This is a genomic window from Alloactinosynnema sp. L-07 (assembly GCF_900070365.1).
GTDB lineage: Bacteria > Actinomycetota > Actinomycetes > Mycobacteriales > Pseudonocardiaceae > Actinokineospora.
In genome coordinates this window covers 6901523-6913623 of the sequence record NZ_LN850107.1, presented here as the reverse complement: position 1 = coordinate 6913623, position 12101 = coordinate 6901523, and the positions used below count along the sequence as shown (strand labels likewise).

The 12101-nt window shown below is 70.9% G+C and carries 10 protein-coding genes; 3 read left to right on the top strand and 7 right to left on the bottom strand.

Annotated elements, in window-relative coordinates:
• The first annotated feature begins 9 nt into the window (after nucleotides 1–9).
• Together BN1701_RS31735 and BN1701_RS31730 are read left to right on the top strand one after the other, a co-directional pair.
• Nucleotides 10–1896 carry an ABC transporter ATP-binding protein gene (locus BN1701_RS31735; RefSeq protein WP_197672263.1) on the top strand — a complete coding sequence of 629 codons (1887 nt, stop codon included), beginning with the start codon at nucleotides 10–12 and terminating at the stop codon, nucleotides 1894–1896.
• Nucleotides 1897–2099: 203 nt separating this feature from the next.
• Complete coding sequence (locus BN1701_RS31730) at nucleotides 2100–2537, top strand: VOC family protein (protein ID WP_054054942.1); 438 nt, start codon at nucleotides 2100–2102, stop codon at nucleotides 2535–2537.
• 138 nt (nucleotides 2538–2675) lie between these two features.
• Here the strand turns inward: BN1701_RS31730 and BN1701_RS31725 are convergent, their stop codons facing one another.
• Both BN1701_RS31725 and BN1701_RS31720 read right to left on the bottom strand, forming a co-directional pair.
• Entirely contained in the window at nucleotides 2676–3299 is a 624-nt protein-coding gene (locus tag BN1701_RS31725) for a 2'-5' RNA ligase family protein (RefSeq protein ID WP_054054941.1), read from the bottom strand.
• 16 nt (nucleotides 3300–3315) lie between these two features.
• Entirely contained in the window at nucleotides 3316–4635 is a 1320-nt protein-coding gene (locus BN1701_RS31720) for a hypothetical protein (RefSeq protein ID WP_157368327.1), read from the bottom strand.
• Nucleotides 4636–5144: 509 nt separating this feature from the next.
• On the opposite strand from BN1701_RS31720, the gene BN1701_RS31715 reads away from it, so the two are divergent.
• Nucleotides 5145–5354: a hypothetical protein gene (locus BN1701_RS31715; protein WP_054054940.1), complete on the top strand. Its 210-nt coding sequence runs from the start codon at nucleotides 5145–5147 to the stop codon at nucleotides 5352–5354.
• A gap of 39 nt (nucleotides 5355–5393) precedes the next feature.
• Here the strand turns inward: BN1701_RS31715 and BN1701_RS31710 are convergent, their stop codons facing one another.
• The 5 genes from BN1701_RS31710 to BN1701_RS31695 all read right to left on the bottom strand — a co-directional run bounded on the left by BN1701_RS31710 (nucleotide 5394) and on the right by BN1701_RS31695 (nucleotide 12058).
• Entirely contained in the window at nucleotides 5394–8144 is a 2751-nt protein-coding gene (locus BN1701_RS31710; RefSeq protein ID WP_172803361.1) for a LuxR family transcriptional regulator, read from the bottom strand.
• Nucleotides 8145–8218: 74 nt separating this feature from the next.
• Nucleotides 8219–9190, bottom strand: a complete 972-nt coding sequence (nudC, locus tag BN1701_RS31705) for an NAD(+) diphosphatase (RefSeq protein ID WP_054054937.1) — start codon at nucleotides 9188–9190, stop codon at nucleotides 8219–8221.
• A gap of 113 nt (nucleotides 9191–9303) precedes the next feature.
• On the bottom strand, nucleotides 9304–10659 hold the full coding sequence (locus BN1701_RS31700) for a pitrilysin family protein (protein ID WP_054054935.1): 1356 nt from the start codon (nucleotides 10657–10659) through the stop codon (nucleotides 9304–9306).
• Nucleotides 10656–10778 (bottom strand): hypothetical protein, encoded by a 123-nt coding sequence (locus BN1701_RS37955; protein WP_255364667.1) that lies wholly within the window; start codon nucleotides 10776–10778, stop codon nucleotides 10656–10658. Before BN1701_RS37955 ends, BN1701_RS31700 begins: the two co-directional genes overlap by 4 nt.
• A complete protein-coding gene (locus BN1701_RS31695) occupies nucleotides 10775–12058 on the bottom strand; it encodes a pitrilysin family protein (protein WP_054054933.1) in 1284 nt (427 codons plus the stop codon). Before BN1701_RS31695 ends, BN1701_RS37955 begins: the two co-directional genes overlap by 4 nt.
• Nucleotides 12059–12101: the final 43 nt, after the last annotated feature.

The following is a 12101-nucleotide window of genomic DNA, read 5'->3' as shown; positions in this document are numbered from 1 at the left end:
GGCGGTGGGATGGTCGGCCAGAAGTCGATGACCTTCGGGCCGTCGGCCAAGCGCCTGTTCGCCCGACTGCGACCGGAGCGCGGCAAGGTGTGGGCGGTGCTCGCCCTGGCCGTGGCCAGCGTCGCGCTGATGTCGGTCGCGCCGAAGATCCTCGGTGACGCCACCAACCTGATCTTCGAGGGCCTGTTCGGCAAGAACCTCTCCGGTGACGTCACCAAGGCCCAGGCCGTCGAAGAACTGCGCGCCGCGGGCAACCACCAGCTCGCCGACATGCTCACCGCGATGAACGTCATCCCCGGCCAGGGCGTCGACTTCGGCGCGGTCGGCACGGTGCTGCTGTGGGTGATGGGCCTCTATGTCGGCTCGGCGGTGCTCGGCCTGCTGCAGGGCCTGCTGCTCAACGGGGTCGTGCAGCGGACCATGCAGCGGATGCGCGCGGAGGTCGAGGACAAGATCCACCGCCTGCCGCTGTCCTACTTCGACCGCCAGCCGCGCGGCGAGCTGCTGAGCCGGGTCACCAACGACATCGACAACGTCGCCCAGGTGCTCCAGCAGACCATGAGCCAGCTGCTGTCGTCGCTGCTGACGGTGATCTTCGTCGTGGGCATGATGTTCTGGATCAGCCCGACCCTGGCGCTGATCGCGATCATCAGCATCCCGCTGACCATCATGGTCACCGGCGCGATCATGAAGCGCTCGCAGAAGCAGTTCATCGCCCAGTGGCGCGCGACGGGAACGTTGAACGCCCACGTCGAGGAGTCCTTCACCGGGCACGCGCTGACCAAGGTCTTCGGCCGTCAGCGCGAGGTCGAGAAGGCCTTCGAAACGCAGAACGAGGCCCTGTTCAAGGCGGGGTTCGGCGCGCAGTTCGCCAGCGGTCTGATCATGCCGACGATGATGTTCCTGGGAAACCTGACCTACGTCGTCATCGCCGTCCTCGGCGGCCTGCGCGTCGCCTCCGGCACCATGACCTTGGGCGACGTGCAGGCGTTCATCCAGTACTCCCGCCAGTTCACCCAGCCGCTGACCCAGGTCGCCTCGATGATGAACCTGCTCCAGAGCGGCGTGGCCTCGGCCGAACGCGTCTTCGAGCTGCTCGACGCGCCGGAGGAACCCGCCGAGGAGTCGACCGCCGCCGCCCCGGTGACCAGGGGCCGGGTCGAGTTCGCGGATGTGAGCTTCCGATACGAGCCGGACGTCCCGCTGATCACCGACCTGTCCCTGGTCGCCGAACCGGGCCAGACGGTGGCGATCGTGGGCCCGACCGGCGCGGGGAAGACGACGCTGGTCAACTTGGTCATGCGCTTCTACGACCTGGACGGCGGCCGGATCACGCTGGACGGGGTGGATGTCGCGTCGATGCCCCGGCACGCGCTGCGCGACCAGATCGGGATGGTCCTGCAGGACACGTGGCTGTTCCACGGAACCATCCGGGACAATATCGCCTACGGCCGCCCGACCGCGTCCTCGGAGGAAATCCTGGAGGCGGCGCGCGCGACGTTCGTGGACCGGTTCGTGCACTCGCTGCCGGACGGCTACGACACGGTCATCGACGAAGAGGGCTCCAACATCAGCGCGGGCGAGAAGCAGCTGATCACGATCGCCCGAGCTTTCCTGTCGGACCCGGCCCTGCTGATCCTGGACGAGGCGACGTCCTCTGTGGACACCCGGACGGAGCTGCTGGTCCAGCACGCCATGGCGGCCCTGCGCTCGGACCGCACGTCGTTCGTGATCGCGCACCGGCTCTCGACCATCCGCGACGCCGACCTGATCCTGGTGATGGACGCGGGCCGGATCGTGGAACAGGGCACGCACGCGGGGCTCCTGGCAGCGGGCGGTGCGTACGCGACGCTGTACCAGGCGCAGTTCGCGGGCGCGGTCGAGCCCGTGGCCTGACGGGTCGATCCCCCAATCCATCGGGATTGGGGGATTCACCCGACGCGACCGGCGCGGGCCCGGCGTGACCCTCGACGCATGACGAACACTCGCTGGTCACGCATCCTGAACGCGCTCGCCACCCCTGGGCCGGTCGCCCTGGCACTGTGGGCGCCTTTCCACCCGTGGCCGTGGTACATCCTTCGCAGCCGAGCGCAGCGGCGATGACTCCCCTCATCCTCGGGCTGTCGCATGTGTCGCTCAGCGTCGCCGACCGCCCGGCCGCACGACGTTTCTGGGGTGAGGTCATGGGTTTCGAGTGCCTCCACGAGGCGGCCTCGTACTGCTTCATGATCGAGCGCGGCGCCCGGATCGCGGTCATCCTGTCCGACCACGGCGGCACCGTGCGCGGACCGTTCGACGAACGACAGACCGGACTCGATCACCTGGCGCTCGCCGTGGCCGACCCAGCGGACCTGCTCACCTGGGACCAACGGCTGGCGGCACTCGGGGTGGAGCACTCGCCGATCGCGGAGACCGACGGCGGCTACCACCTCAACCTGCGCGCGCCCGACAACCTGGCCATCGAGTTGTTCGTGATGAAGCCGGAGTTCGCCGCCCAACTCGGGCTGATCGACGGCGCGGTCGCGGCCACCCACTAGATGCCCGTTGCGGGCGCCCCATATCGCCGCTCCTGCCTGACGCTGGCTACCACAGAGCTATGAACTGCGGCTCCTGCTGCGACTCAAACGGGTTCCACTCATGACCGCCGACTCCTGAATGCTCATTGCTCGCTCGATTTAGCCGAGTTCCACGGATTCCACGTCCGTCCACTCGTATGATTTGCGATCTCGGTTCAAGTCGATCAGAGAGACAGCGGACACGGTGACGTCGGCTTTCCGATCGCCGTACGCTGCCAGGGCAACCGCGATGGGGTCTGCGGGTCCGGCCGCGTTCGAGTACGCCAGGGTGACGTGCGCACGGAAACTGTCGGCCGCCTCGGGCACCTGGTCCGCGCCCCACACGTCGGCGATGGCGTCACGGATCGCGGCACGCACTCGAACCAGCGGTTCAGCCGGGCGGACCGGCATCTGGACCGTCTCGGGGTCGACGTGAGCAGGGCCGAGGGTGACGGTGAACGGCTCTAGCCGCGCGCAGCGTTCCCGCGTGGCCTCGATCATCCGGTCGAGGTCACCGCGGCCGACCTCGTCGGTGAAGCCGATGCCTTGCGTGGTGAGGTGCAGCCAGCGCAACGGCACAGCGTCGAGCATGGGCAGCTTCTCGAAAATGTGCGCGTAGTCGGCGACGAGTCGCTCGGCGGCGGGCTGATCGGCGAACGTGAAGTGCCACGTGAAGAACGACCGACTCGGCCGCCAGCCTGGCCGCCACCACCAGTGATCCCGCATCGGCTCCAGCTCGGTCACGCGATCTCCCTCTCGGTCAGGCGGTCAACTCGGCGACAACGGGATGGCGGATGAACTCGGCGACCTCGGACCCGATCCGCTGAGCAATGCGTTCTCCAGGGAACGCAGCGGAGGCAGCGCCGACCTCGGCGAGTCGGGCCATCAGCGGACGCACACGGTGCTCCGGCGCGGTCGCCATGACGGGGGCAAGAGCGTCGGCGGCACCGTCCAGCTCGCCGAGTGCAAGTCGGGCCTTCACCTGCTGTAGGCGGATCATGCGCTCGGAGCCAGGATTGCGGGCCTCGGCTGGCAGGGTGTGGAGCCTCGCCACCGCCGCGTCTGCGTGTTCAGCAGTGATCTCGGGCTGGCCGAGGGACAGGGCGACGTCGGACCAGAACCCGGCCGCGCGTTCGGCACGGCAGGTGAATGGCCCGGCCAGGTCGTCGCGTGTGGGGTCGCTCGCGTCTGCGGCCCGTTGGGCCACGACCAGCGCCTCTCGCGCATCGGCGGTTCGGCCGAGGCGGGCCGTGTCGAGCGCGTAGGCGCTGGCCAGGAACGTGCGGGCGCTGCCGGTGGCGTAGGCGAGGCCGTCGGCGGCATACCGCGCGGCCCGCTGGTGATCGTTCTGCCAGAACGCGGCTGTGTGTTGGGTGGCGCGGACCCAGGCGCGGAGCCCGTCGTGATCGGCGTTCTCGGCGCACGCCCATGCGGTGCGGCAGTGGGCTTCGGCGATGTCGGGGCGTCCCAAGTCTGTGGTCATCCACGCGAGCAGGGTCAGCGACCATCCGGCGGCGGCGTACAGGTCGCGGGTCTGGTCTGGCCTTTGGCGTCCGTCAAGGAGGCTAAACGCCCGATCGCGCACAGCGCGGGTGCGGGCGAACAGCGGCAATGTGTCGACCTGGAGGTAGCTCGCGGCGGTACGCCGCACATCGGAATGCAACTGCTCAACTGTCAGGTCGCCGACGTTGGTGGCCTCGGCACGGGCGAGAAGGTCGCTCGACTCGTCGGCGGTGGCCATGAGAATCCCTCCCAGGTCCGTGGAGGTCCGCAGGTCGGAGCCAACGGCAATCGCCGCTGTCCGCGTCGGACTCGGGCAGCGGAACCCAAGCGCCGCGTCGTCGGCCGCACCGAGCACGTGCCGCAAAGCCGCCCGGTAGTGCGCCCCAGGCCAGCGGACCGCGCCGCGCTCCCAGCGTGCGACGGCGCGCGCGTCGAGATCGAAGCGTTTGCCGGTGGTGTTCCACAGCCTGGCATTGACCGCCTCGGCCAGCTCCGCCCGCCCCATTGCCTCGCCGGGCACGCGCCGCGACGGCAGGCGTTCGCGGGCGGCGCGCAATGACTCGTTGGCCTCGGGCACCCGCTTAGGGTAGTCGAGCGAGCTCGGAGCGTCAGCGACGTGATCTGCCCCGCGATGCCCCCGAATGCCCCGTGGTCTGCGCTCCCGCGCACCGCCCCGCGCGCTGACGCTGATCATCGTGACCGTACTCGCGATCCTCGGTGCCGCCGCTGTCCTCGCCATCGCCGGAGTTGTGGCCGAAGCAGCCCGTGCCGCCCCATCCGACCGGGCACGTCCGCGACGGCCCCACCGGCATGCCGCCGTGCCCCTACCACGCGGACCACGGACCTCGGCCGGTGCGGCTGCCCCGCCGCGCCGGTCGAGCACCAGCACAACCGCAGCGGACTGGCGTTGAGCCGCCCGGATCTGGCCCGCCGGTGGGCGCGCACCCCGCCGCCACCTCCCGTCCCGGACCCGGTGCGGGCGCACGTGCTGTGCCCTGCGTGCCGCGCGATCTGCCTCGGTGTCAGCCCAGCCGACGCGGCGAATATCCTTGCTCGGCACCGGGTTTCGGTCCACGGCGGTCCGCAGTGATCGGGCTGGAGGAAACCGACGTGGCCAAGGTGCTCGCCGCACTCGGAGCGAAACTGCCGCACGTGGCGGCGGCCATAGTGCGCGAAGACCTGGACGTCGAACAGGTCGATGCGCTGCTCGTGATCCTGGACGGCACCACCCATCACGTGCGCGAGCTGCGATTCAGGTGGTTCGGCACGGTGGTTGGCGAGGATGACCAGACGTAGGTTGTAGATCAACCCAGGAACACGATTCGTGTGGATGACCTAGCCATCGGTGCTGGCTACGACGGTCACCCAGTCATCGGCGGCAACGGCATGCGCCAGCTCGGTGCGGGAGCGCAGGCCGCGCTTACGCAGGACCGCGCCCAGGTGGTGCTCGACTGTCTTGGGGCTGAGGAACAGCGCGGCGGCCACCTCACGGTTCGTCAGTCCCCGGGCCACCAGCAGCGCGACCCTGGTCTCCTGCGAGGACAGTGGCTGCCCGGTGCCGTCGCGGGCCTGGGTGCGCTCCCCGGTGCCCGCCAACTCGTGGGACGCCCGCTCGGCCCACAGCGCCAGGTCCATCTCGGCGAACGCCCGGCGCGCGGCTTCGAGCTGTGCGCGGGCGTCGATCCGCCTGCCGCCCCGCCGCAGTCGCATGCCGTACAGCAGGTGGGTGCGCGCCAGTTCGAGCCGGTCAGGCTGGTGCGCGTGCAGCGCGAGGGCTCGCTCGAACGCCGACGCCGCGTCGTCCAGGTTCGCCGCCACGAGGCCTTCGCATCGGCTGACCATCGCGGCCACGTGCCCGTTGGGTGCCTGCTGGGCGGCGGCGAATCTGCCTGCGAGGTCGCGGGCGTCGTCGTCGCGGCCGAGACCCAGATAGGCCTCGACCAGTTCCGGGGCCACGCCGAGCGGCTCCAGATTTGAGCCGACGCCGTTGAACCGGGCTATCTGGTCCTCCAGCACAGTGACGACCTCGGCCAGGTCCCCTCGGCACAGGGCACAGAAGGCGACCGTCCATGCCAGGTGTGGCGGCATCGGGTCGAACCCGTTGACCACGACGTTGCGGCGGGCCCGGTCGAGCAGCAGCCGGGCCTCGTCGTGCGTTCCACGGGCGGCGCACTCGGTCGCCGCCACCTCGCAGGCGCCACCCGGGTCCGCCGTGTAGCCGAGGGTGTCGAGCAGTTCGACCGCCTCACCCGCGTGCGCGTGGGCCCGGACGTGGTCGCCCATCCAAGCCAGGCCGCTGGAGTAGATGGACAAGCCCATCGCCAGGACGCCGAGTGCCCCTGCCTCGCGGGCACGGTTGACCCGCCGTTCCGCGTAGCCCAGCGCGACGGTCGGGTCCATCAGCCAGCGGGCGCACAGCAGTGAGACGAGCAGGTGCCGCGGATCGTCGCGAAGGACGGGATCGGACTCGAGCACTGCGATGGCCTCGTGGATCAGCGGCGCCCCGAGGTCCGGCCTGCCCTCCACGACCCGGGCCGCGCCCGCCAGGTACGCCGCCAGCATCGCCTGTTCCGGATCCGACCGGTCGGCGACGGCCTCGGCGCGGGCCGCTGTCGTGCTCATGCCGAGCACGTCGTCGAGGACGTGGCAGATGGTGCTGAGCTGGTTCAGTGTGCGGATCAGCAGCCGTCCAGTGGCCAGGTTCGCCGCCTGTTCAAAGAAGTCGCGAGCGCGGGCGAACGTGCCAAAACACTGTTCGAGCGTGCCCAGTGCGACCAGGACCCGGGCCCGCGGCTCCGCCTCCGCGGCGGAGTCGAGCACCTCGGCCGCCAGCCGCCGGACCCGGTCGGTGTCCCCCGCGACATGCGCGTCGTCCGTCGCCGTGGCGAGCCGGTCAGCGCGGAGGACGGGGTCAGAGGTGAGCCGGGCCGCCCGCTCCATGGCCGCCGAGGCCGCCGCGAACCCGCGGCGGGACCGATCCACCTCGGCGACGGCCGCGAGTTCGCCCGCCAGCGCCTCATCGTGACCCGGCGTCGCCTCGGCGCGGTGCCAGGCTCGCGCGGCCCGGTCCGACACCACGCCCGCGAGCGAACGGTGTGCTGTCGCGCGCTCGGGCGCGGCGGCCCGATCCCAGGTGGCCGACCGCAGCAGCGGGTGCCGGAACCCGAGGAGCCCACCGTGGGCGACCAGCACCTCGCCCGCCTCAGCCAGGCAGGTGGCCGGATCAAGTCCCTCGGTAGTCAAGGCTGCGAGCACCGGCGCCGCGTCCGACCCACTGGCCGCCGCGCACAGCACGGCCGCGCGCCACGCGCCTGCGGACAACCCGCCGAGTTCGTCGGCGTACAGGTCCCGCAGGCGCTCGGGAACGGGCAGCGCCCGCGGCAGTGGCGCGGCGCCCGCCCGCTGCGCCCGGCTCAGCGAACGTCGACATTCCGTCAGGGCAAGGGGATTGCCGCCCGTGTCGGCCACCAGCTTCGCCACGACATCGGCCGAGAAGCCAGGCCCGAGCAGCGCCCGCGCGGCGTCCGGTGGGAGGCCTTCAAGGGTGAGGACCTCGAAACCGTCCAACGGCACGGGAAGCGGCAGGCCTGCCCGATGCGTCACCACGACCGCGACCCGATCATGCCCAAGCCTGCGAGCGGCGAACGCCAACGCCTGCGCCGACTCGACATCGACCCACTGCACGTCGTCCACGGCGACCAGCATCGGCGCGCGTGACGCCGCCGTCGCGAGAAGGGACAGTGTCGCCGCCCCAACCAGAAACCGGTCGCCGGAACCGGTCGCGCGCTCCCACCCGATAGCGGCGGCGAGGGCCTCCGCCTGTGCGGTGGGAAGTGACTCCAGGTCTCCGCGCAACGGCCTGAGCGTGGTCAGAAGACCCGCGCCGGACAACGCCGCCTCGGACCCAATGCCCCGGACGGCCAGACAGGTCCACCCATCCGACCGAGCCTTCTCAGCCAACACCTCAAGGACGACTGTCTTGCCGCACCCCGCTTCGCCACGAATGACGGCGGTCGCGGGCATACCGGTCCCGGCACGGGCCAATACCCGCCCAAGCCACTCGACCTCTGTCTCGCGCCCAACCACCAGTCCGCCTCCGGATTCCAAGGCTGGTCTCCTCGGAGGTTAGGCGGTGATCGGTCAATGCGCGCTGCGCGCGGCTATGACTGGGACCAGGCTAAGAGCATGTGGTGGGCGATGCTCGTGGCGCCGGGGAGGATGAGGTCGGCGGAGTCGCCGGTGAAGGACTTTTGGACCTCGGCGCGGGTGAACCAGCGGGCGTCCTCGATTTCGCCCTCGGCGAGTTTGACGTCGGCGTCGCGGTCGGCTTGGGCGGCGAAGGCGATCATGATGGATCGGGGGAAGGGCCAGGGCTGGCTGCCGAGGTAGCGGATGTTGGTGACCTTGGCGCCGACTTCCTCGGCCATCTCGCGTTCGACGCAGGCCTCCAGGGACTCGCCTGCCTCGACGAACCCGGCGAGGACCGAGTAGCGGTCGGCGGGCCAGATGGGCTGGCGGGCCAGCAGGACGTACTCGTCCTCGGTGTCGTGGATGAGGCAGATGACCGCCGGGTCGGTGCGGGGGTACTCCTCGCGGCCGCAGCCCGTACAGGTGGTGGCCCAACCCGCGGCGGTGCGGGTGACCGGGGCGGCGCACTTGGCGCAGAAGCGGGCGCGGGCGTGCCAGTTGGCGAGGGCGACCGCGGCGGTGAGCAGGCCCGCGTCGGTGTCGTCGAGGAGGGCGCCGACGCCGCGCAGGTCGTGCCAGAGTTCGCCGGACTCCGAGAGCGCGCCGTGCCAGAGGCCCCAGGCGTTCGGGGGCAGGATCGGGTCGGGGCGCAGAGTCTCGTCGGCCGGGAGCGACCAGTAGGCGACGCCGTCCTGTTCGCCGAGGAGGGCGGCTTCGGGTGGGCGGGTATCGGCGATCGCGGACGCGTCGCGCAGGCGCAGGGCCCTGGCGTCGTCGCTGACCGGGGTGCGGCCGGTGCGGTCGAGAAGCACGACTTTGCCCTGCGGCCACAGCGCGTCGAGGCGGGCCGCGTCCTTGCGGACGGGCTCATCGCGGACCGTGGCGTAGCGGGAGAGGGCGGGTAAGCCTGCCAGTTGGAAAGGGGGGCGGAACTCGGTGTTCATGTCTGTTTCCTAAGTCATGTCTGACAAATCGCGTCGGCGAGAGTCGTGACACGACCTGAGTCGGGGTGCTTGCGGACCGGCGAGCCGTGAGTGGCCCGCCGGTCCGGACGCGATCAAGGGAGGTGAACTCCGCCGAGTGCGCTCAACGTGGACAGGGTGGCCGCGTCGCCGACGATGACGCCGGTGAAGCGGGTGGGGGCGAAGAACTCCAGGGCGGCTTCGGCCACCTGCTCGACGGTGACCGCTTTGAGGCGGTCGGGGTGACCGGTGAGCCAGTCGAGGCCGAGACCGAGGATGGCCAGCGCCGCCAGCTGCGAGGCCAGGCCGCCCTGCGAGGACGTCGAGGTGAGCAGCGAGCCGACGGCGTACTGCCTGACAGTGTCCACTTCGGACTCGGTGGGCGGGATCGCGGCCAGCTTGCCCAGTTCGTAGCGGATCTCCAGCAGGGCGCCCGCGGTGACGTCGCTGGCCACATCGGTCTCGACCAGCAGGGTGGCACCGCCGGGGGTGAACTCCAGCGACGACCGGGCGTTGTACGTGTAGCCCTTGTCCTCGCGGATGTTCTCCACCAGCCGCGACGAGAAGAACCCGCCGAAGGCCAGGTTCGCCAGTTGCAGCGCGGCGTAGCGGGGATCGGTGCGGGTGATGGCCTGCGCCGAGAACCGGAACTGGGACTGGACGGCGCCCGCGCGATCGACCACGAGCAGGTCCTGCGGGGTGATCTCCGGCAGCGGCGGCAGCACCGAGGCGGACTCATCAGACTGCCAACCCTCGAACGCGGCGGCGACGGCGGCGACCGCGCGGGCCGGGTCGACGTCGCCGACCAGCACCAACACCGAGCCGCGCGGCAGCACGTGGGCGCGGTGCAGGGCGCGCACCTCGTCGGGGACGACGGTGGCGACGTCGTCGGCCTCGGGCATCTCGCGGGTGAACGGGTGGTCGCCGTAGCGGTGCTTCTGCAGCGCCTGGCGGGCGATCACGCTGGGCTGCGAGCGGGCCACCGTGATCCGCTCGATGAGCCTGCCGCGCTCGCCCTCGACCTCCTCGTCGGGGTACGTCGCGCCGGTCAGGGCATCGGCGAGCACGTCGAGCAGGGTGTCGAAGCCTGCGGCCAGCGCGTTGCCGCCGATGGAGAGCATCTCCGGGTCGACCACGGCCGACAGCTCGCCGCCGACCAGGGCCAGGTCGGTGTCGACTGCGACGCGGTCGCGCTTCTCGGTGCCGGTGAGGATGGTCGCGGCGAGCACCTCGACCCGCGCGGCGTGCATCGGGTCTTCCCCGGCGAAGGGGATTCGCAGGCGCAGCTCCACCATCGGCACCGTCGGTTGGGCCACGGCGATGACCCGCAGCCCGTTGTCGATCACCTTGTCCACAGCGGACAGGCCGGTGGCCGCGCGCTGGTCGCCCAACGGGGGCAGCGGGCGCGGGCCACGCTCGGTACGGCCGATCTCCTCGGCGCTGCGGCTCACTGGACTCCTCCTGCGAAAACGATGGTGGCGGCGGCCCCGCCGAGCGGCACTGTGACGTCGGCGCGTGGGGACTCGGCCCGGCGGCCCAGCGGGCCGGGTCGGACGGCGGCGGTGATCATTCGGCGGCTCCGGCCGGGGACACCGTCAGCACGGCGCGCGAGTCCGGCCGCAGCGCCTTGGCGGCGGCGGAGACGGCGTCGGGGGTGATGGCGGCGATGCGGTCGGGCAGCGAGTAGACCAGCGACGGGTCGCCGTAGAGCAGTTCGAAGGCGCCCAGGGCCAGGGTGCGGCTGACCAGGCGGTCGTGTTCCTTGTGCAGGCTCGCGACCCAGCGGGCGGTGACCTTGGCCAGCTCGGCGGCGTCCGGCGGGGTGCTCGCCAGCTTGTCGATCTCCTCATCGATCGCCTTGAGGATCGTGTCGACCTCGACCTCCGGCGAGTGCATCGCGGTGATCGTGAACGTGTCCGGGTCGCGGGCCTCGAACGGGCCGAACAGCCCGCAGCCCGCGCCGACATCGGTGACCAGCTGGTCGCCGTAGACCAGGCGCTGCTGCAGGCGCGAGCCGTCGCCGTCGGCGAGCACGCCCGCCAGCACCAGGAACGAGATGTAGGCGTCGAGCTCGTTGATCGGGTCGGGGATCCGGTAGCCCAGCGCGACGGCGGGCAGCGGGGCCAGCCGGTCGGCGTGGTCGGACCGGACCTCGCCCGACGGCGGCGGCTCGGCGAAGGAGGGACGCTCGGGCCGGGGCCGCGCGGGCACGTCGCCGAAGTGCTTCTCGATCAGCTCGCGGGCGCCGTCGATGGTGAAGTCGCCCGCGACCGTCAGCACGGCGTTCGACGGGGCGTAGTAGGTGTCGAAGAACGCCGCGCAGTCGGCGACCGTGGCCTGCTCAAGATCCTCGAAGCCGCCGTAGCCGTTGTGCGCGTTGGGGAAGGTCTGGAACAGCACCGGCGGCAGCAGGATCCACGGGAACCCGCCGTACGGCCGGTTGAGCACGTTGAGCCGGATCTCCTCCTTCACCACATCGATCTGGTTGCGGAGGTTCTCCTCGGTGAGCTTCGGCGCGCGCATCCGGTCGGCTTCGAGGAACAGCGCCCGCTCCAGGGCCGCCGACGGCAGCACCTCGAAGTAGTCGGTGTAGTCCGGGTGCGTGGAGCCGTTGAAGGTGCCGCCCGAGGATTGCACGTGCCGGAAGTGGGCCAGCTTCTCCAGGCTCTCGCTGCCCTGGAACATCAGGTGCTCGAAGAGGTGCGCGAAGCCGGTCCGGCCCTCGGGCTCGGACCGGAATCCCACGTCGTAGTGCACGCTCACCCCGACGACCGGCGAGGTCGTGTCGGGGGCGAGCACCACGCGCAGGCCGTTGGACAGGGTGTACCTGTGCAGCTCGGAAACGGTCACCTGGCCGAGCCTACGGGAGCGGGCCGGGGTCGCGTCAGGGTCC